This window comes from Streptomyces sp. NBC_00102 (assembly GCF_026343115.1).
Lineage (GTDB): Bacteria > Actinomycetota > Actinomycetes > Streptomycetales > Streptomycetaceae > Streptomyces.
Genome location: NZ_JAPEMC010000001.1, coordinates 6,258,625 through 6,277,847 on the forward strand (window position 1 = coordinate 6,258,625; position 19,223 = coordinate 6,277,847).

Consider the following 19,223-nt stretch of genomic DNA (forward strand, 5'->3'; position numbering starts at 1 on the left):
GGACACGCACGGAGGCGGGGCCGCTCCCGCCGCCGTCACGCGCCGGCCGCGGAGCGCACCCGGTCGACGCGGCCGCACCTGCGAAGGGAACCGCAGTGACCACCGAAGCGATACTGGATCTGGGCGCCCTGGGTGAGGCGTTCACCCGGGACCCGTACCCCTACTACGCCGAACTCCGCGCCCGGGGGCCGGTCCACCGGGTGGTCCTGCCCGGCGGAACGCCCGCCTGGCTCGTGGTGGGGTACGAAGCCGGGCGCGAACTCCTCGCCGACCAGCGGCTCTCCAAGGAGTGGAGGAACGCCTCGCCGCTCCTCAACCTCCACCAGATGACGGCCGGACCGTCGATGCTCAGCTCCGACGCCCCGGACCACACCCGGCTCCGCAAGCTGGTGAGCCGCGAGTTCACCCCGCGTCGGATGGAGCAACTCGTCCCGCGCGTACAACGCATGACGGACGATCTGCTCGACGCGATGCTGGCGGAGCCCGGTCAGGGCACCGATCTCGTCGACGCGCTGTCGTTCCCGCTGCCCATGGCGGTGATCTGTGAGCTGCTCGGCGTGCCCGACATGGACCGGGTGAGTTTCCGTGAGTGGTCCAACACCGCCCTCTCCTCCATCGACGCCGAGGCGCGCCGCTCCGCCGTCACCTCGATGAACGCGTACATCGCCACGATGCTGGACGACAAGCGGGGGCAGCCGGGCGACGACCTGATGAGCGCGCTCATCCACACCGCGGACGAGGAGGGGGACCGGCTCTCCGGAGACGAACTGGCGGGCATGGCATGGCTCTTGCTCGTCGCCGGCCATGAGACCACCGTCAACCTCATCACCAACGGGGTGCTCCATCTCCTCGCCCACCCCGACCAGTTGGCGGCCCTGCGCGCCGACCCCGGGCTGCTCGGCAACGCGGTGGAGGAGATCCTGCGCTACGACAGCCCGGTCGAGACACCCACGTTCCGCTTCACCACCGGGCCGCTCGACGTCGGTGGCTCCGTGATCCCGGGCGGCGGCGAGCTCGTCCTCGTCGCGCTGGCGGACGCCAACCGGGACCCCGCCCGTTTCGAGGGCGCGGAACGCTTCGACATCACCCGCGACGCGCGCGGCCACGTCTCCTTCGGCCACGGCATCCACTACTGCCTCGGCGCACCGCTCGCCCGGGTCGAGGCGCGGATCGCGCTCGGTTCGCTGCTGGCCCGCTGCCCCGGCCTGCGGCTGGACATCGATCCGGACCGGCTCACCTGGCGTACGGGGATGCTGATCCGGGGCCCCGAGAGCCTCCCGATCGCCTGGTAGAGCCCCCGGGCCCCGGGCCCGCTCAGCCGCCGGGGATCTCGCTCATCGCCACCGGGCGCCGCTCCCGCCGCGAGCGCTCGCACGCCTCGGCGATCCGCAGCGCCGCCAGGGCCTCCCGGCCGTCGCACGGATTGGCCGCCCCGCCCGCCACCAGCCGGACGAAGGCGTCGAGCTCGGCCTCGTACGCCGGGGCGAACCGCTCAAGGAAGCCGGGCCAGGCCTTCAGCGGGGCGTCCGGGCCCCCCGGCTCCACCGAGGTGAGCGGGGCGCGGTCGTCCAGGCCCACCGCGATCTGGTCCAGCTCGCCCGCCAGCTCCATCCGCACGTCGTACCCGGCGCCGTTGCACCGTGTCGCGGTGGCCGTCACCAGGGTGGTGTCGTCCAGGGTCAGCAGGGCGGCGGCCGTCGACACGTCGCCCGCCTCGCGGAAGGCGGCCGGACCCGCGTCCGACCCGGTGGCGTACACCTCGCTCACCTCGCGGCCCGTCACCCACCGCACCATGTCGAAGTCGTGGATCAGGCAGTCGCGGAAGAGCCCCCCGGAGAGCGGGAGGTAGGCGGCCGGCGGCGGGGCGGGGTCGGAGGTGACCGCCCGTACCGTGTGCAGCCGGCCGAGCCGCCCCTCACGGACCGCCTCGCGCGCGGCGCGGTATCCGGCGTCGAAGCGGCGCATGAAGCCGAGCTGGAGCACCGACCCCGCCGCCTCCACCTCCGCCAGCGCGGCCAGCGTCCCCGGCAGGTCCAGGGCGACGGGCTTCTCGCAGAACGCGGGCAGTCCGGCGCGGGCCGCGCGGGCGACCAGGCCGGCGTGGGCGGCCGTGGCCGACGCGATCACCACGGCGTCCACCCCGCCGCCGAAGACCTCGTCGACCTCCACAGCGGTCCCGCCCGTACGGGCCGCCGCTGCGGCCGCGCGGGCCGGATCGGCGTCCGCCACGACGAGCGAATCCACCGCGGGATGGCGGCCGAGCGCCTCCGCGTGGAAAGTGCCGATACGTCCCGTTCCGACCAGTCCGATACGCATGGCCTCACGGTGGCGTCCGCCCTGTCACCGTGTCAAGCACGCGCAAAGGGCCCCACCCGCACCTCCTGCCCGCCTGCGACCTGGGAATTCGTCCACACGTCCGGGCGACACATTCATTTGGCCGGGCCCTGCCGGGTGCCGCCCGTCGAACCTCGGGGATACTTGGGCAGCCGGGCCGGGACTCCACACGTCCGCGGCGCACCAGACGGCACAGTGAGCGGCACAAGAAGGGCACGGCTTCGTGGCAAGGGTTCGGACAGGGGTACGCGCGATGGGCGCCGTGCTGGCAGTGGTGCTCGGGGCCTCCCTCGCGGGATGCAGCAGCACCGGCGGCAGGCGGGCGGAGGAACGCGCGGCAGCATCCCAGGCCGCCTCCGAGGGCCATTCGGCCGTGAACACGCCCCGCTGGACGTTCGCCATGATCACCCACTCGGGCGATGGCGACACCTTCTGGGACATCGTCCAGAAGGGCGCCCACGAGGCGGCCGACAAGGACAACATCAACTTCCTGTACTCGCACAACGACGAGGCGCAGCAGCAGGCGCAGCTCGTCCAGGCCGCGATCGACAAGAAGGTCGACGGGATCATCGTCTCGCTCGCCAAGCCCGAAGCGATGAAGGACGTCGTCGCCAAGGCCACCAGGGCCGGCATCCCGGTGATCACCGTGAACTCCGGCTCCGCCGAGTCCAAGGCGTACGGCGCGATCACCCACATCGGCCAGGACGAGTCGATCGCCGGCCAGGCGGTCGGCGACGAGCTCAATACGCGCGGCCGTAAGAACGTCCTCTGCGTCCTGCACGAGCAGGGCAACGTCGGCCACGAGCAGCGCTGCGCCGGTGTGAAGAAGAACTTCGAGGGCAAGACCACCAACCTCTACGTCGACGGCACCAACATGCCCGACGTCCAGGCGTCCATCGAGGCGAAGCTCCAGACCGACAACAGCATCGACGCCGTCGTCACCCTCGGCGCCCCCTTCGCCGACGCGGCCGTGCAGGCCAAGAAGTCCGCCGGCAGCGACGCCGAGATCGACACCTTCGACCTGAACGCCAAGGTCGCCGCCGGGCTCAAGGACAAGACCCTCGGCTTCGCCGTCGACCAGCAGCCCTTCCTCCAGGGCTACGAGGCGGTCGACCTGCTCTGGCTCTACCGCTTCAACCGCAACGTCCTCGGCGGCGGCCAGCCCGTCCTCACGGGTCCGCAGGTCATCACGGCCGACGACGCCGACGAACTCGCCGAGTACACCGCCCGGGGCACCCGATGACGGGAACCGGACACTCCACCGCCCCGGCCCCGGCGCCAGGCGGCACCGACGAGCGGCTGCTGCGCACCTCACCGCTGCGCAAGCTCCTCGGCCGCCCCGAACTCGGCTCCGTCGTCGGCGCCCTCGCCGTCTTCCTCTTCTTCGCCGTGATCGCCGACAGCTTCCTGCGGCTGTCCAGCTTCGGGACCGTGCTCTACGCGGCCTCCACCATCGGGATCATGGCCGCGCCGGTGGCGCTGCTGATGATCGGCGGGGAGTTCGACCTCTCGGCCGGCGTCATGGTGACCAGCTCGGCGCTGGTCTCCTCGATGTTCAGCTACCAGATGACCGCCAACGTCTGGGTCGGCGTCCTCGTCTCGCTCCTGGTGACCCTGGCGTTCGGGGCGTTCAACGGGTTCATGCTGACCCGGACGAAGCTGCCGAGCTTCATCATCACGCTCGGCACCTTCCTCATGCTGACCGGCCTCAACCTCGGTCTCACCAAGTTCATCAGCGGCACCGTGTCGACCAAGGCGATCGGCGACATGTGGGGCTTCGACTCCGCCCACGCGGTCTTCGCCTCGCAGCTCACCCTCGGCGGCGTCGAGCTGAAGGTGACGATCCTCTGGTGGCTGGTCCTGGTCGCCGTCGCCACCTGGATCCTGATCCGCACCCGCTTCGGCAACTGGATCTTCGCGGTCGGCGGCGACGAGAGCGCGGCCCGCGCGGTCGGAGTCCCGGTGATCCGCACCAAGATCGGCCTCTACCTCGGAGTGGCGTTCGCCGCCTGGGTCTCCGGCCAGCACCTGCTCTTCAGCTTCGACGTGGTCCAGTCCGGCGAGGGCGTGGGCAACGAGCTGATCTACATCATCGCGGCCGTCATCGGCGGCTGCCTGATCACCGGCGGCTACGGCTCCGCGATCGGCTCGGCCGTCGGCGCCATCATCTTCGGCATGACCAGCAAGGGCATCGTCTACGCGGAGTGGAACCCGGACTGGTTCAAGTTCTTCCTCGGAGCGATGCTGCTCCTGGCCACTCTGCTCAACACATGGGTACGCAAGCGCGCGGAGGCGACGACATGACGGCCCCGGACACCCGGGCGACGGCCCCCCAGGCGCTGGTCCAGCTCGAACACGTCAGCAAGTACTACGGCAGCATCAAGGCCCTGACCGACGTCTCGCTGGAGGTCCACGCGGGCGAGATCACCTGCGTGCTCGGCGACAACGGTGCCGGGAAGTCCACCCTCATCAAGATCATCGCCGGTCTGCACCGGCACGACGACGGAGCCTTCCGGATCGAGGGCGAGGAGACCACCCTCGTCAACCCCCGCGACGCCCTGGACCGGGGCATCGCCACGGTCTACCAGGACCTCGCCGTCGTCCCGCTCATGCCGGTCTGGCGCAACTTCTTCCTCGGCTCGGAGCCGACCACCGGCTCCGGCCCGTTCAAGCGCCTGGACGTCCGGCTGATGCGCGAGACGACCCGCGCCGAGCTGCTCCGCATGGGCATCGACCTTCGCGACGTCGACCAGCCGATCGGCACCCTCTCCGGCGGTGAGCGGCAGTGCGTGGCCATCGCGCGGGCCGTCCACTTCGGCGCCAAGGTCCTCGTCCTGGACGAGCCCACGGCCGCGCTCGGCGTCAAGCAGTCCGGAGTCGTACTGAAGTACGTCGCGGCGGCCCGGGACGCCGGACTCGGAGTGGTACTCATCACGCACAACCCTCACCACGCCTTCCTCGTCGGCGACCGGTTCGTCCTCCTCAAGCGCGGCGCGATGGCAGGCAGCCACGCCAAGGGCGGCATCACTCTCGACGAGCTGACCCGGCAGATGGCGGGCGGCAGCGAGCTCGACGAGCTCGGCCAGGAGCTCGAACGCGCCCCCGCGCCGACCTCCATCGGCGGCCACCCGGTGGACGACGACGGAGAGTGAACCGGCGGCGGCTCCGCCCCGGCGGAAGCCGCCGAGGCGGCTCGGGGCGGACGGCAGTGGCAGAATCGAGCGAGGTGGGCGCCGTCCGCCGCCGGCAGCACTGACCCGCCGGCCACCCCAGACACCGCAGGGACGATGAGCACGTACCGCGACTTCACCCACCGCGGCTCCGCCCGCGCCACCGTCCTCAAGACCGTCGGTACGAGGGAGCGGCGCTCCCACCTCACGGCGCCCCGCGTCAACACCGTCGGCATCGACATCGGCGGCACCAAGGTGATGGCCGGCGTCGTCGACGCGGACGGCAACATCCTGGAGAAGCTGCGCACCGAGACGCCCGACAAGTCCAAGAGCCCCCGGGTCGTCGAGGACACCATCGTCGAGCTGGTGCTGGACCTCTCCGACCGCCACGACGTGCACGCCGTCGGCATCGGCGCGGCGGGCTGGGTCGACGCGGACCGCTCCAAGGTGCTGTTCGCCCCGCACCTCGCCTGGCGCGACGAACCGCTGCGCGACGCGCTCGCCTCCCGCCTCGTCGTCCCCGTCATGGTCGACAACGACGCGAACACCGCCGCCTGGGCCGAGTGGCGCTTCGGCGCCGGCCGGGGCGAGGACCACCTGGTGATGATCACCCTCGGCACCGGCATCGGCGGCGCGATCCTGGAGGACGGGCAGGTCAAGCGGGGCAAGTACGGCGTGGCCGGCGAGTTCGGGCACATGCAGGTGGTCCCCGGCGGTCACCGCTGCCCCTGCGGTAACCGCGGCTGCTGGGAGCAGTACAGCTCCGGCAACGCCCTGGTCCGCGAGGCCAAGGAACTGGCCGCCGCCGATTCCCCGGTCGCGTACAACCTCATCGAGCGCGTCAAGGGCAACGTCCCGGAGATCACCGGGCCGCTCATCACCGAGCTCGCCCGTGAGGGCGACGCCATGTGCATCGAGCTCTTCCAGGACATCGGCCAGTGGCTCGGCGTCGGCATCGCCAACCTCGCCGCCGCGCTCGACCCCTCCTGCTTCGTCATCGGCGGGGGCGTCAGCGCCGCCGACGACCTGCTGATCAACCCCGCCCGGGACGCCTTCAAGCGCCAGCTCACCGGCCGCGGCTACCGCCCCGAGGCCCGGATCGTCCGGGCCCAGCTCGGCCCCGAGGCGGGCATGGTCGGCGCCGCCGATCTCGCCCGGCTCGTCGCCCGCCGTTTCCGCCGCGCCAACCGCCGCCGGGTCGAGCGGTACGAGCGCTACGCCCAGATCTACGACCAGGCCGCGAGCACCCTGCGCAGCACGCGGAGCGCCCGTACGGGCGACTGACCCCACCGGACGGACCGGCGGGGGCCCGCTCCCGCACGGTTCGCCCGGCCGACCGGTACCGCAACCCGCCCGCGCGACGAAGCTCCGAGGATCCGAAGACCATGACCGCAGCCGATCATCCCCGTTCCGAGGGAACCGTGGTCGCCGACGCCGCCGAGCATCCCGTGGTGCCGCGCCAGTGCGCACCGGGGGACGGCGATTCCGCGCACGACGCGCGCAGGGTCTTCCGCAGACGGCTGATCACCGCGACGATCATCGTGCTGCTGATCGGCATCCCGGCCGGCTACCTGCTGGTCTCGGCGGGCCAGAGCCGCGCGTCCGGCAAGGACAAGGAGGCCGAGGCGGCCGCCCAGGGGCTGCGGGTGAGCTGGCCCTCGCGCATGCAGCGGCGGATCTTCGAGGTGCCCGTCCCGGGGAACGCGACCGGTGTGCAGTACTACGAGACCAACAACTGGAAGGCGAGCCGGATGTACCTGAAGTTCCGGACCACCTCCGCCGGTCTCGACCGTTTCCTGAGCGGAATGGGAACCGACCGCGCGGCCCTGAAGACCGGCAAGATCACGATCTCCCAGCGGGACATCAGGATCACCGACTGGAACTTCTGGTCCGGCGCCGACTGGGCCGGGACGACGCACCGCAACAAGGACCCCCGGCCCACCCAGAACATCACCGTGAACATGACCGACCCGGCGTCCCCGGTCGTCTACGTGGTCTCCGCCGCGACCCCCTGACACGGAACCGCGGGTCCGGCACGGACGGCTTCCGCCGGGCTCCGGTCAGGTGGCGGGAGGGCGGAACCGGCGCCCCGTGCCGAGGAGCGTCAGCCTGCGGCGGAGGGGCTCTTCCCGCGCAGTCCCGTGCCGGCGAGGAGAGCTCCGAAAAGCAGGGCCGCCGCTCCCGCGACCAGCGCCCACCGGGTTCCGTCGGCGTTGGTCGGGGCCAGCCCGAGGATCACGCCGAGGGCGGCGACACCCAGCGAGGCGCCCACCTGACGGGCGGAGTTGAGGGCTCCCGCCCCGATGCCGGCGAGGTCGGCCGGGACCGAGCCCGCCGTCCCGGCCACCAGGGCGGGCAGGGCGAAGGAGACCCCGAACCCGAAGGCGAGCAGGCCCACCACGGTGACGGTGAGATCGACGCCGGAGCCGCCGGTGAACGGTGCCTGGAGCAGCGCGCCCATCCCCATCAGGACGAAGCCGATCGTGGCAGGGCGGCGCGGGCCGATACGGCCGACCAAGCGCCCGGTCCAGATCGGGTTGAACGCGGTCGGCAGCGTCAGCGGAAGAAAGGCGAGCCCGGCGCTGAGGGACGAGTAGCCGCGGCTCTCCTGGAAGAACAGCGACAGGACGAACAGAAGCCCCGAGAGTCCGAAGTTGGCCAGCAGACCGGAGGCCAGCGCGGCTGAGAACCCACGGCTGCGGAACATCCGCAGCGGGAGCATCGCCGCGTCACCGGCGCGCGACTCGGCGACCAGGAAGGCCACCACCGCGAGGGCCGCCAGCGCGAAGCCGATCAGTACGCCACCGTCCGACCAGCCCTCCGAGGGGCCCTCGATCAGGGCGTACACCAGCGCCGCGAGCGCGACCACACCGCTGAACTGCCCGGTCAGGTCGAGGCCGCCGCGCTGCTTGCGCGCGGTCTCCGGGGCCAGCCGCCAGGTGACGGCCAGGCTGACCGCGGCCAACGGCACGTTGATCAGGAAGATGCAGCGCCACCCGACGGTGTCGGTCAGGACACCGCCCACCAGCGGACCCGCGGCGAGCGCGGCACCCGTGATCGCGGCCCAGGACCCGACCGCGCGGGCCCGCTCGGCCGCGTCGGTGTACGCGTGGGTGATCAAGGCCAGGGACGCGGGCAGCAGCAGCGCTCCCGCGACGCCCAGGGCCAGGCGCAGTACCACCAGTGTGCTGAGGGAGGACGCCGCGGCCGACACACCGGAGAGGACTCCGAACGCCACGAGGCCCCAGAGGAAGATCCGCCGTCCGCCGTACCGGTCCGACAGCCAGCCGGCCGTGAGCAGCAGCGCGGCGAAGGTGATGGTGTAGCCGTTGGTGACCCACTGCAGTCCGCTCAGCCCGATGCGCAGATCGCGGGAGATCGCCGGGAGCGCGACCGAGACGACGGTCATGTCCAGCAGCACCATGAAGTAACCGAGCGAGAGTCCGACCAGCAGAGCGCGCGAAGGCTTACCGGCCGGTTCCTCGTCGGTGACGGAAGCCCGCTGTGGTTCCGCCTGCGTCGCCATGTGTTTCTCCCAGGTTTCGAAAATCGGTTCAATCCCCCGCCCGGTCGGGGCGGTCGGGGACGGACTCCTCATTCAAGGCGAGGCGGAAGCGAAGTGGGTGCCGGTGACGGACGGAATACCCTATGGGTCCCATCGGTTCAGCCGATGGGTCGGCAACTGAGGGGTGGATCAGTGGAGTTGCGGCATCTTCGGACGTTCGAGACGGTGGCCCGGACACTCAGTGTCACGCGGGCGGCTCGTGAACTGCACTACGCGCAGTCCAGTGTGAGCGACCAGATCCATTCCCTGGAGCGCGAATTGGGCGTGGAGCTACTGGACAGGTCGCAGCGGGCGATCCGGCTCACTCCGCAGGGCGCGATGCTCTCGGAGTACACCGACCGGATCCTCAAGCTCCTGGAGGAGGCGCGATGGGCGGTCTCGCGGCCCGGTTCCGAACTGGCCATCGGCACGCTGGAGACCGTGGGACTGCATCTGCTGCCGAGCGTTCTCTCCCAGTACCGTTCGCTCCACCCGCGGGCCCGGGTGCGCGTGGGTCAGGACAGCCGCGGTGAGCTGTACAAGGCGGTGCGCCGGGGCGACCTGGACCTCTGCCTCACCTTCGGCGACCCGCCCGCCGACGCGGGCCTGCGCTCCGAGACGCTGGCCGAACAGCCTCTGGTCGTCATCGTGCCGCCCGGCCACCACCTCGCCGAACGCGGACGGGCCGGCCTGCACGAGCTGACCGCGGAACCCTTCCTGGCCACCGAACGGGGCTGCGGATTCCGGGAGATGTACGACAACACCTTCGGGTCGGTACCGTCGGGGGAACCGATCGCGGAGGTCTCCGGCATCGGCACGCTGGGCGCGTGCGTGGCGGCCGGGATGGGCTGTGCGCTGCTCCCACTGATCTCGGTGCGCGCGCAGGCGGACCGGGGCGAGGTGGCCGTCGTGGAGGTCGGCGGCACCGATCTGCGCACCACGGTGACCATGACCTGGCTGGACCGCAATTCCGCCAACCCCGGCCTGATGGGCTTCCAGAGGGTGCTGCGCGAGCAACTCGGCGTCTGACGCCGGGCGTTGACCGGTCACGGTCGCACGGCCCGGTCATCCCGGCCGGTACTCCTGCTCCGGGCGCCCCGTCGTGCCGTAGCGCAGGTTCATCCGCAGGCGGCCCGCCGAGACGAGGGAGGCGAGATAGCGCTGGGCGGTGGCGCGCGAGACACCGATCAGCTCGCCCACCTGCGCCGCCGAGAGCGGCTCCGGGGAGGTGTGTACGGTGGCCAGCACCGCGTCGCCCGTCAGCGTCCGCGCGGTCGGCCGGCGCTCGGGGCGGCGTACGTACGGCTCTCGCAGAGCGCCGTACGCTCTCTCGACGGTCGACTGGTCCACGGAACCGGCGTCCATCAGCTGCCGGAACCGGGCGTAGCCCCGCAGCCGCTCCGTCAGCAGCTCGGGCGGAAACGGTTTGACGAGACAGGCCAGGGCGCCCGCCGACAGGGCGCGGCGCAGCACCGGCCCTTCGGTGGCCGCACTGAGCACGAACGCGTCGCACTCCAGGCGGCGCAGCAGGTCGATGCCGGAACCGTCGGGCAGGTAGATGTCCACCAGCGCCAGGTCGACGGGGGTGCCGGCGGCCGTGGCGGCGGCGACGGCCGCCAGCGCCGCCGAGGCCGTGTGGGGGGTGCCCGCCACCGTGAAGCCGGGGACCTCCTCCACCAGCGAGGCGTGGATGCCGGCGACGCGGAAATCGTCGTCGACCACGAGGACGGAGAACGGCGGCCGGTCGGGCGCGGCGGGTGCCGGAACGGTCGTCGGGTCGGTCACTCGTTCGCTCATCGGACCGCTCATCGGACCGGTCATCGGACCGGTCGTCGGACCGGTCGTCGGACCGGTCGTCGGGTCGGGCATTCGCTCGGTCATCGGCTCGCTTCCATGACGTCGTGCAGCCGGGCCACGAACACCGCCCCGCCGGAGACCGCTCCGGCGCGGGCGAGGCCGCGACCTTCGTGGCTCTCGGAGCTCTCAGGGCTCTCATGGCTCTTGAGGCCTTCGTGGCTCTCGGGGCCTTCGGGGGATACGGGCGGTGCGCCGGGTTCCGCAAGGTAGACGTCGCCACCCCCGGTACGCGCGATCTCACGGGCCAGCGGGAGGCCGATGCCCCGGCCGCCGACGACCGCGTCGTGGTTCTTCGTGGAGACGCCCTCGCTGAACACCTCCCGCGCCGGGTCGAGCGCGACCCCGTCGCCGGTGTCGGCGACGGTGATGACCAGGGTGGTGTCCTCCGTCATGAGCTCCACCTCCACGAGCGCCTCGGCGCGTTGCCCGTGCTGAGCGGCCTCGATCGCGTTGTCGACCAGGTTGCCGAAGACGGTGGTGACGTCGACGGGCGCGGCGAGGGTGCCCTCGACCCAGGTGGCGTCACCGATCACCAGGGTCACGCCCCTCTCGCGGGCCTGCGCGGCCTTCGCCGACAGGAAGGCGCGGAGGTACGAGTCGCGGACCAGGTCGAGGCCGGGCAGCGCCTCGCCCAGCGGTCCCGTCCCGAGGATCGTGTCGATGTACTCGGCGGTCTCGGCGAGATGCCCGCCGCGGGCCAGGGCGGAGACCACGTGCAGCCGGTTGGCGAACTCGTGGCGCTGCGCGCGCAGCGCCGAACTCATGGCCTGCACCGCGTCGAGCTGACGGGTGAGGGATTCGACGTCGGTGCGGTCCTTGACGGTCAGCAGGGTGCCGAGATCGCGGCCGTCGCGCCGCACCGCGCGGGACGAGATCACCAGCACCCGTTCGTCGACGGCCGCCATGAACGGCCCCGGCGCCGGGTCGCGGAGCGCTTCGGCAACCCGGGGCGTCAGCCCCAGCTCCGCGAGATCCCGGCCGGGGGCGGCCCCGGGCGCGAGCAGCCGGCGCGCCTCGTCGTTGACGACGGTGACCCGCCCGTCGGGGTCCACGGCCAGGACGCCCTCCCCGATGTCGTGCAGGACCGCCTCCTGCTCCTGCACCAGCGCGGCCAGCTCCTCGGGTTCCAGCCCGAGGGTCAGGCGCTTCCACCGGCCGGCCAGCAGCGCGGACGCGGCGACGCCCAGCACCAGCGCCACCACCAGCCAGCCGAGGCCACCGAGGAGTACGCGGACGAACTGGGCCCGTACGTCCGACGCGGCGAGACCCGCGTTCGCCTCGCCGACGATCTCGGTGTCCGAGCCGGGTGCGTACACCGGAACCTTCGCGACGACCTCGTCGCCGAGGTGGGCGCGGTGCCGCGCCAGCACCTCGTGTCCGGCGAGCGCGCCCGAGGGGTCGGTGCTCACCTTCCTGCCCAGCTGCGAGAGTTCCGGGTGGGCCAGCCGGATGCCCTGGTCGTCCGTGACGACGACGAACAGCGATCCGGTCCTGATCCGTGCCTCCTCGGCCACGGTCTGCGCCGCGCCCCGGGCGAGAGTCGCCCGCGGGGTGTGGGCCGCGCCGCCTCCCGGGCGGTCGTCGGCCGCGGAGAACTCGGCCGCCGCCCTCCGCACCGAGGGTTCGGAGGCGACCGTCCGGGCCACCGCGAGCGCACGCGACTGGTACTCCCGGTCGAGCCGGTGCTCGTTGGAGTAGGCGAAGGCGGCGAATGCCGCGGCGAGGGTGACCGCGACCACCGCGCACTGCAGGAGAAGCACGTGGGTCCGCAGCCGCATCCCGCCGAACCACCGCGTGAACCGATGCCGTCCGGACCGCCCCGGCCGCGGGCCGGCCGTGCGCCGGTACGACCGCCCCCGGGGCGGGCGCTCTGCCGGAGACGGCCCCCGGCCCGGCGGTTCCACGATTTCCATCCGCCGACGGTAACCCCCGAAAGCCCCGTGCACAGAATGCGCAGAACGCGCGGATCAGGGGTTTCACGGGTTACGCGCAGAATCTGGAGCGGTGCGGTACCCGGTCGATACGTTCCCGCGGGGACAAGTCGAGCCGCAGACCAGGAGTTCATCCATGACGTCAATGACGACGACACGCACCGCATCACGCCCGCGCACGGGCACCCACGGCCGGTCGGGAGGCCGACTGTGACGGGCCACACGTGGACGCTGCTGATCATCCTGGCCGCGGCGATAGCCGTGCTGATCACGCTGATCAACTCGCGGCTCCGGTTCCACCCCTTCGTCGCCCTGATGACCGTCTCGGTCGGCGTCGCCCTCGCGGCCGGACAGCCGGTCGAAAAGATCGCCGAGTCCCTGGAGGACGGCGCGGGCGGCATCCTCGGCGACGTCGGCGTCACCCTCGCCTTCGGCGCGATGCTGGGACGACTGCTGTCGGCCTCGGGCGCCACGGACCGGATCGCCCGGATGATCGTCGACCGCGCGAGCGCCCGCTCACTGCCCTGGTACGTGACGGCGGCGGCCTTCGTCATCGGCATCCCGATGTTCTTCGAGATCGGCCTGATCGTCCTGCTCCCGCTGATCTTCAGCGTGGCCCAGCGCCTCGAACGCACCCGGAAGATCAAGGGATCTCCCTACGTCTACCTGGCGGCGCCCGTGATCGGCGCGCTGTCCACCCTGCACGGCATGGTGGCCCCGCACCCCGGCCCGCTGGTCGCGGTGGAGGGCCTGCACGCGAACCTCGGCATGAGCATCGCCGTGGGCCTGATCTGCGCGATACCCACGATCATCGTCGCCGGCCCCGTGTACGGCCGGTGGATAGCCCCGCGTCTCGACGCGCGCCCCGACCCCGAGCTGATCGCCAAGTTCACCGGCAGCGGCCCCGCCGCGGACGACACCCCGCAGGAGTCGGGGACCCGGACGAAGGAGGTCCGCACCGGATGGGCCCTCGCCGCCGTGCTCGTACCGGTCGCCCTGATGCTGCTGCGCACCCTCGCGGAGCTCGTGTACGACGAGTCCAGCCAGGTGCGCCACGTGTTCGCCTTCCTGGGCGAACCGGTGATCGCCATGCTCGCCGGCTTCCTCTTCGCGCTGTTCGCCCTCGGGTACCGCAGCGGCCTCTCCACCGACTCCATCCGCGCCGCGCTCACCGACAGCCTGAAGGCCGTCGCCGGAATCCTGCTGATCATCGCGGGCGGCGGGGCGTTCAACCAGGTGCTCAAAGACTCCGGGATCGGCCAGGCCGTCGAGTCCGCCGCCTCCGGCATGCACATCAACGTGATCGTGCTGGGCTGGCTGATGGCCCTGCTGCTCTCCTTCTCCACCGGTTCCGCCACGGTGGGCATCGTCGCCGCGACGGGCATCCTCGCGCCACTCGCGCAGGACGGCGGCAGCCTGCACACCTCACTCCTCGTGGTGGCCGTCGGCGCGGGATCGATCGGCCTCAACTACGTCAACCACGCGGGCTTCTGGCTGGTGAAGGAGTCCTTCGGGATGACTCTCGGCCAGGCCACGAAGTCGCACACCGCCATCCAGACCATCGTGAGCGTCTGCGGACTGCTGATGGCACTGCTGCTGTCGGTCTTCGCCTGATCCCCTCAGGTCCTTCAGGGGCGCACGCCCCTGCCCGCTCCCTCCGGCCGGTCCGCGGTCGCACCCCCACCGGTGCCGCGCGACCGGCCGAGGCGTGTCCGTCGTGATCCGGGCCGCAGGCGCTACGCGGGCGGGGGAGCGGTGCTGTCCCGTACCACCAGGCGCGTCGGCACGAGAGTCGTTCCGTGCTCGGGTCCGCTCCGCCGCATCTGGTGCAGGACGCCCGCGACGCAGCGACGGCCCACCTCGCCGAAGTCCTGATGGACGGTGGTCAGCGGGGGCAGGAAGGAACCGGCCTCGGAGATGTCGTCGAAACCGACGACGGAGACGTCCTGGGGCACTCTGCGGCCCCGCTCGGAGAGCGCGCGCAGCAGGCCGAGAGCCATCTGGTCGTTGGCGGCGAACACGGCGGTGCAGTCGGCCTGTTCGGCGATACGCAGGCCGGCCCGGTAGCCGGACTCCGCCGACCAGTCTCCCCGTACGAGAGGCGGTGCCACTCTTCCCCGGACCTCCAGGGCCTCACGCCAGGCGTCCGCCCGGCGCTGTGCCGCGTAGGAGTCCTCCGGGCCCGCGAGGTGCCAGACGGTGCGATGGCCCAGACCCAGGAGGTGGTCGACGGCATCGCGGGTGCCGCCCGCCTGGTCGGTGTCGACCACGGCGTAACGGTCCCCGGCGTCGGAGTCGGCGACGACGACCTTCACGTGCGGCGGCAGTGAGAGGCGCGCCTCGTCGAGGAGGCGGACCTCCATGATGACGATGGCCGCGTCGATGGCGAGTTCGCCCAGACGCGAGAAGGCGCCCCGGACCTCGTCCTGCGTGGGGACGGCGACCGGCAGCAGGGTGACCGCGTACCCCTCCTGCGCGGCCGAGGTCGCGATGGCCTCCAGGGTGCGCACATTGCCGGTGGTGGAGAGCGTGAAGGTGATGACGCCGATGGTGCGGAACTCGCCGCGCTTGAGGGCGCGGGCCGCGCTGTTGGGGCGGTAACCCAGGTCCTTCATCGCGGCGAGGACCTCCCGGCGGGTCTCCTCGTTCACGCCCGGGAAGCCGTTGGAGACGCGGGAGACCGTCTGGGAGGACACCCCCGCGACACGGGCCACGTCCGCCATCGAGACGGTTCTGCGGCGCTTCGGACTCCCGGCTCCAGGGGTCGCCCCGGTCGGGAACGCACCTGTGTCCGGGGAGCGTTCGCCTGCTTCGTCCACCGTCTCCCCCATCGTTCATCGCCTTTCGTGTACGGCTCTTGACCGCCCGTCTGGGGGCAGTGTAGACATGCCGCCACCAGATGTTTACGTAAACATAATGCCAGGCGGGCAGTTGGGGCGAGCCCGTTCACCGGACCGGAACGCGCACGTGAACGGCCTGTCCGGTCCGGTGAAGCACGAGCGAGGGGCGCGAGATGACGACGCTGCAACCGCCGGCGGCCACAGGGGTCCGCCCGGCCGGTCCTCCGACGACACGGCCCCGCCGTTCATGGACGGGGTGGGGGTTCATCGGCCCCTTCGTGCTCGTCTTCGCCCTGGTCTTCCTGGTGCCGCTCGGGTACTCGATCTACCTGAGCCTGTTCCGTACCCAGTTGATCGGCGGCACCACGTTCGTCGGCTTCGACAACTACCAGCAGGCGTTCCAGGACTCACAGTTCTGGGAGGGTGTCGGCCGGGTCGGACTCTTCCTGGTGATCCAGGTGCCGATCATGCTCGGCATCGCGCTCTTCGTCGCGCTCGCCATCGACAGCGGACGCCTCTACGGCAAGGAGTTCTTCCGGATCTCCGTCTTCCTGCCCTACGCGGTGCCCGCCGTCGTCGCCACCCTCATGTGGGGCTTCCTGTACGGCCCCCGGTTCGGCCTGGTCGGTGACATCAACGACGCGTTCGGCACGCACCTGCCCGACCCGCTCTCCTCCGGGCTGGTCCTCGCCTCGATCGGCAACATCGTCACCTGGGAGTTCGTCGGCTACAACATGCTGATCTTCTACTCGGCCCTGCGCGTGATCCCGAACTCCCTCTACGAGGCCGCCGAGATCGACGGGGCCGGCCAGTGGCGGGTCGTGTCGGCGATCAAACTCCCGGCGATCCGGGGCGCCCTGGTCATCGCGGCGATCTTCTCGGTCATCGGCAGCTTCCAGCTCTTCAACGAGCCGGCCATCCTGCAGAAGCTGGCGCCGAACGCCATCACCACCGACTACACCCCCAACTACTACACGTATTCGCTGTCCTTCTCCGGCCAGCAGCACAACTACTCGGCGACGGTCGCCATCGTCATGGGCGTGATCACCATGATCGTCGCCTACGCCGTCCAACTGCGCGGCATGCGCAAGGAAGCGTGAGCGTGATGACGACGAACAGTGCGACCGAGACCGCACCTCCCGCCGCGAGGCCCAGGAGCACCGCCACACCCCGGCTGCGCGCACAGCGCCGCGCGTACACCCCGGGCCGCCCCCGGCGCAGCGTGCTGCTGACCGTGGTCACCGGCGTGGTCCTCGTCTACAGCCTGCTCCCGCTGGTCTGGCTGGTGCTCAGCGCCACCAAGTCCCAGACGGGGCTGGCCCATTCGTTCGGCCTCTGGTTCGACGGCGACTTCGCCCTGTGGGACAACCTCAGCCAGACCTTCACCTACCAGGACGGCGTCTTCGGCCGCTGGTTCCTCAACACCCTCCTCTACGTCGTCGTCGGCGCGGGCGGCGCCACCTTCCTCGCCGTGCTCGGCGGTTACGCGCTCGCCAAGTTCCGGTTCCCCGGCAAGCGCGCCGTGTTCGCGGTCGTCATCGGCGCGGTCGCCGTACCCACCACCGCACTCGCCGTCCCGACCTTCCTGCTGTTCAGCAAGATCGGCCTGACGGACACCCCCTGGGCGGTGATCATCCCCTCGCTGATCTCACCCTTCGGGCTCTACCTGATGTGGGTCTTCGCCGGCGAGGCCGTCCCCGCCGAGCTGATGGAGGCCGCCCGCATCGACGGAGCCGGCGAGCTGCGCACCTTCTTCCAGGTCGCGCTGCCGCTGCTCGCCCCGGGCACCGTCACCGTGCTGCTGTTCACCACGGTCGCCACCTGGAACAACTACTTCCTGCCGCTGATCATGCTCAAGGATCCCGACTGGTACCCGCTCACCCTCGGCCTGGACGCCTGGAACAAACAGGCGGCCACGGCCGGCGGCGAAGCCGTCTTCAACCTGGTCGTCACCGGCTCGCTGCTCACCATCGTGCCGCTGATCGCCGCCTTCCTGCTCCTGCAGAAGTACTGGCAGTCCGGCCTCGCCGCCGGAAGCGTCAAGGAATAGCGCGGCCCGCCGCGCGAGCGCGTGGGCCCGGGCGGTCCCGTTCGGGCCCGTCGTCCGCGCCTGTCGGGTGATCGCCGCCCACCTCGCCCTCTCTGTCCGCACGTCATGTCGATCGACCCACGAGGAAGTGGAAATACCGCCATGTCCCAGCACTCACGCCGCCTGTTGCGCGGCCTCGGTCTCGTCTGCGCCCTGGCCCTGGGGGCGACCGCCTGCGGTGGCTCCGACGACGACTCCGCCCAGAAGCAGGCGAGTCCGTCCGACATCCAGGCCGCACTGCAGAAGGGCGGCACCGTCACGGTCTGGGCGTGGGAGCCCACCTTGAAGCAGGTCGCCGAGGACTTCGAGAAGAAGTACCCGAAGGTCGACATCAAGCTGGTCAACGCGGGCACCAACAACGACGAGTACAAGGCGCTGTCGAACGCCATCGCCGCGAAGAAGGGCGTCCCCGACGTCGCCCAGCTGGAGTACTACGCGCTCGGCCAGTACGCCCTGACCAAGCAGGTCGCCGACCTCAAGGCGTACGGCGCCGACAAGCTCGCGGACTCGTACTCGCCCGGCCCCTGGAACTCGGTGGCCACCGGCGGCGGTGTCTACGGCCTGCCGATGGACTCCGGCCCGATGGCTCTCTTCTACAACAAGAAGGTCTTCGACAAGTACAAGATCGCCGTGCCGACCACCTGGGACGAGTACGTCGAGGCAGCCCGCACGCTCCACAAGGCCGACCCGAAGGCGTACATCACCAGCGACCTCGGTGACGCAGGGCTGACCACCAGCCTTCTCTGGCAGGCCGGTTCGCACCCGTACAAGGTCGACGGCACGAAGGTCGGCATCGACTTCACCGACGCGGGCGCCGTCACGTACACGGACACCTGGCAGAAGCTGATCGACGAGAAGCTCGTCTCGCCGATCGCCGGCTGGAGCGACGACTGGTACAAGGGCCTCGGCGACGGCACCATCGCGACCCTGCCGATCGGTGCCTGGATGCCCGCCAACTTCGCCTCCGGTGTGAAGGACGCCGCCGGCGACTGGCGTGTCGCACCGCTGCCGCAGTGGGAGGCCGGCGCGAACTCCAGCGCCGAGAACGGCGGCAGCTCACTCGCGCTGCCCACGCAGGGCGCGAACAAGGAACTCGCCTACGCCTTCGTCGAATACGCCAACTCCGGTGCGGGCGTGCAGACCCGCATCAAGAACGGCGCCTTCCCGGCGACCACCGCCGACCTGAACTCGCAGGAGTTCCAGGACACCGAATTCCCCTACTTCGGCGGCCAGAAGGCCAACCAGATCTTCGCCGAGTCCGCCAAGAACGTGCCCAGCGGCTGGAGCTACCTGCCGTACCAGGTGTACTCCAACTCGATCTTCAACGACACCGTAGGCAAGGCGTACATCTCCTCGACCAAGCTGTCCGACGGCCTGAAGACGTGGCAGGACAAGTCGCTCCAGTACGGCAGCGAGCAGGGCTTCACCGTCGAGAAGTAGCACCCGGGGCCGTCCGGG

At 71.0% G+C, this 19,223-nt stretch carries 16 protein-coding genes; 11 read left to right on the top strand and 5 right to left on the bottom strand.

The features are described 5' to 3' along the window. Window positions 1-95 precede the first annotated feature (95 nt). The gene (locus OHA55_RS27475) at window positions 96-1,292 is read left to right on the top strand and encodes a cytochrome P450 (protein WP_266710338.1); all 1,197 of its coding nucleotides are present in this window, start codon (window positions 96-98) and stop codon (window positions 1,290-1,292) included. 22 nt (window positions 1,293-1,314) lie between these two features. Here the strand turns inward: OHA55_RS27475 and OHA55_RS27480 are convergent, their stop codons facing one another. Then, the gene (locus OHA55_RS27480) at window positions 1,315-2,316 is read right to left on the bottom strand and encodes a Gfo/Idh/MocA family oxidoreductase (RefSeq protein WP_266710339.1); all 1,002 of its coding nucleotides are present in this window, start codon (window positions 2,314-2,316) and stop codon (window positions 1,315-1,317) included. A gap of 271 nt (window positions 2,317-2,587) precedes the next feature. Between OHA55_RS27480 and OHA55_RS27485 the strand changes: the two genes are divergently transcribed. The 5 genes from OHA55_RS27485 (at window position 2,588) to OHA55_RS27505 (ending at window position 7,519) form a co-directional block, all read left to right on the top strand. Beyond that, the gene (locus OHA55_RS27485; protein WP_266711204.1) at window positions 2,588-3,577 is read left to right on the top strand and encodes a sugar ABC transporter substrate-binding protein; all 990 of its coding nucleotides are present in this window, start codon (window positions 2,588-2,590) and stop codon (window positions 3,575-3,577) included. Then, a complete protein-coding gene (locus OHA55_RS27490) occupies window positions 3,574-4,638 on the top strand; it encodes an ABC transporter permease (RefSeq protein WP_266710340.1) in 1,065 nt (354 codons plus the stop codon). The genes OHA55_RS27485 and OHA55_RS27490 overlap by 4 nt, the downstream gene beginning before the upstream one ends. Next, entirely contained in the window at window positions 4,635-5,486 is an 852-nt protein-coding gene (locus OHA55_RS27495; RefSeq protein WP_266710341.1) for an ATP-binding cassette domain-containing protein, read from the top strand. Before OHA55_RS27490 ends, OHA55_RS27495 begins: the two co-directional genes overlap by 4 nt. A gap of 135 nt (window positions 5,487-5,621) precedes the next feature. Further along, a complete protein-coding gene (locus tag OHA55_RS27500) occupies window positions 5,622-6,788 on the top strand; it encodes an ROK family glucokinase (protein ID WP_266710342.1) in 1,167 nt (388 codons plus the stop codon). A 101-nt stretch (window positions 6,789-6,889) separates the two neighbouring features. Then, complete coding sequence (locus tag OHA55_RS27505; protein WP_266710343.1) at window positions 6,890-7,519, top strand: hypothetical protein; 630 nt, start codon at window positions 6,890-6,892, stop codon at window positions 7,517-7,519. 89 nt (window positions 7,520-7,608) lie between these two features. Here the strand turns inward: OHA55_RS27505 and OHA55_RS27510 are convergent, their stop codons facing one another. Beyond that, complete coding sequence (locus tag OHA55_RS27510) at window positions 7,609-9,030, bottom strand: MFS transporter (RefSeq protein WP_266710344.1); 1,422 nt, start codon at window positions 9,028-9,030, stop codon at window positions 7,609-7,611. Between the two features lie 144 nt (window positions 9,031-9,174). Here OHA55_RS27510 and OHA55_RS27515 point away from each other — a divergent pair, with 144 nt between their 5' ends. After that, entirely contained in the window at window positions 9,175-10,077 is a 903-nt protein-coding gene (locus OHA55_RS27515; RefSeq protein WP_266710345.1) for a LysR family transcriptional regulator, read from the top strand. 36 nt (window positions 10,078-10,113) lie between these two features. On the opposite strand, the gene OHA55_RS27520 is transcribed toward OHA55_RS27515, so the two are convergent. Together OHA55_RS27520 and OHA55_RS27525 are read right to left on the bottom strand one after the other, a co-directional pair. Then, window positions 10,114-10,845: a response regulator gene (locus OHA55_RS27520; RefSeq protein ID WP_266710346.1), complete on the bottom strand. Its 732-nt coding sequence runs from the start codon at window positions 10,843-10,845 to the stop codon at window positions 10,114-10,116. Window positions 10,846-10,925: 80 nt separating this feature from the next. Next, window positions 10,926-12,665 carry a sensor histidine kinase gene (locus OHA55_RS27525; protein ID WP_266710347.1) on the bottom strand — a complete coding sequence of 580 codons (1,740 nt, stop codon included), beginning with the start codon at window positions 12,663-12,665 and terminating at the stop codon, window positions 10,926-10,928. A gap of 381 nt (window positions 12,666-13,046) precedes the next feature. On the opposite strand from OHA55_RS27525, the gene OHA55_RS27530 reads away from it, so the two are divergent. Next, entirely contained in the window at window positions 13,047-14,450 is a 1,404-nt protein-coding gene (locus OHA55_RS27530; RefSeq protein WP_266710348.1) for a GntP family permease, read from the top strand. Window positions 14,451-14,572: 122 nt separating this feature from the next. Here the strand turns inward: OHA55_RS27530 and OHA55_RS27535 are convergent, their stop codons facing one another. Continuing rightward, a complete protein-coding gene (locus tag OHA55_RS27535; RefSeq protein WP_266710349.1) occupies window positions 14,573-15,559 on the bottom strand; it encodes a LacI family DNA-binding transcriptional regulator in 987 nt (328 codons plus the stop codon). Window positions 15,560-15,849: 290 nt separating this feature from the next. Here OHA55_RS27535 and OHA55_RS27540 point away from each other — a divergent pair, with 290 nt between their 5' ends. The 3 genes from OHA55_RS27540 (at window position 15,850) to OHA55_RS27550 (ending at window position 19,205) form a co-directional block, all read left to right on the top strand. Beyond that, window positions 15,850-16,776, top strand: a complete 927-nt coding sequence (locus tag OHA55_RS27540; protein WP_266710350.1) for a carbohydrate ABC transporter permease — start codon at window positions 15,850-15,852, stop codon at window positions 16,774-16,776. A 5-nt stretch (window positions 16,777-16,781) separates the two neighbouring features. After that, window positions 16,782-17,726 carry a carbohydrate ABC transporter permease gene (locus tag OHA55_RS27545; protein WP_266710351.1) on the top strand — a complete coding sequence of 315 codons (945 nt, stop codon included), beginning with the start codon at window positions 16,782-16,784 and terminating at the stop codon, window positions 17,724-17,726. Between the two features lie 141 nt (window positions 17,727-17,867). Continuing rightward, window positions 17,868-19,205 (top strand): ABC transporter substrate-binding protein, encoded by a 1,338-nt coding sequence (locus OHA55_RS27550; protein WP_266710352.1) that lies wholly within the window; start codon window positions 17,868-17,870, stop codon window positions 19,203-19,205. Window positions 19,206-19,223 lie beyond the last annotated feature (18 nt).

Excerpts from the sequence above, each read along its gene's own strand:
- OHA55_RS27480 (WP_266710339.1), bottom strand. The coding sequence starts at position 2,316 with ATGCGTATCGGACTGGTCGGAACGGGACGTATCGGCACTTTCCACGCG.
- OHA55_RS27485 (WP_266711204.1), top strand. The coding sequence starts at position 2,588 with ATGGGCGCCGTGCTGGCAGTGGTGCTCGGGGCCTCCCTCGCGGGATGC.
- OHA55_RS27490 (WP_266710340.1), top strand. The coding sequence starts at position 3,574 with ATGACGGGAACCGGACACTCCACCGCCCCGGCCCCGGCGCCAGGCGGC.
- OHA55_RS27495 (WP_266710341.1), top strand. The coding sequence starts at position 4,635 with ATGACGGCCCCGGACACCCGGGCGACGGCCCCCCAGGCGCTGGTCCAG.
- OHA55_RS27500 (WP_266710342.1), top strand. The coding sequence starts at position 5,622 with ATGAGCACGTACCGCGACTTCACCCACCGCGGCTCCGCCCGCGCCACC.
- OHA55_RS27505 (WP_266710343.1), top strand. The coding sequence starts at position 6,890 with ATGACCGCAGCCGATCATCCCCGTTCCGAGGGAACCGTGGTCGCCGAC.
- OHA55_RS27510 (WP_266710344.1), bottom strand. The coding sequence starts at position 9,030 with ATGGCGACGCAGGCGGAACCACAGCGGGCTTCCGTCACCGACGAGGAA.
- OHA55_RS27515 (WP_266710345.1), top strand. The coding sequence starts at position 9,175 with ATGGGTCGGCAACTGAGGGGTGGATCAGTGGAGTTGCGGCATCTTCGG.
- OHA55_RS27520 (WP_266710346.1), bottom strand. The coding sequence starts at position 10,845 with ATGAGCGAACGAGTGACCGACCCGACGACCGTTCCGGCACCCGCCGCG.
- OHA55_RS27535 (WP_266710349.1), bottom strand. The coding sequence starts at position 15,559 with ATGGCGGACGTGGCCCGTGTCGCGGGGGTGTCCTCCCAGACGGTCTCC.
- OHA55_RS27540 (WP_266710350.1), top strand. The coding sequence starts at position 15,850 with ATGACGACGCTGCAACCGCCGGCGGCCACAGGGGTCCGCCCGGCCGGT.
- OHA55_RS27545 (WP_266710351.1), top strand. The coding sequence starts at position 16,782 with ATGACGACGAACAGTGCGACCGAGACCGCACCTCCCGCCGCGAGGCCC.
- OHA55_RS27550 (WP_266710352.1), top strand. The coding sequence starts at position 17,868 with ATGTCCCAGCACTCACGCCGCCTGTTGCGCGGCCTCGGTCTCGTCTGC.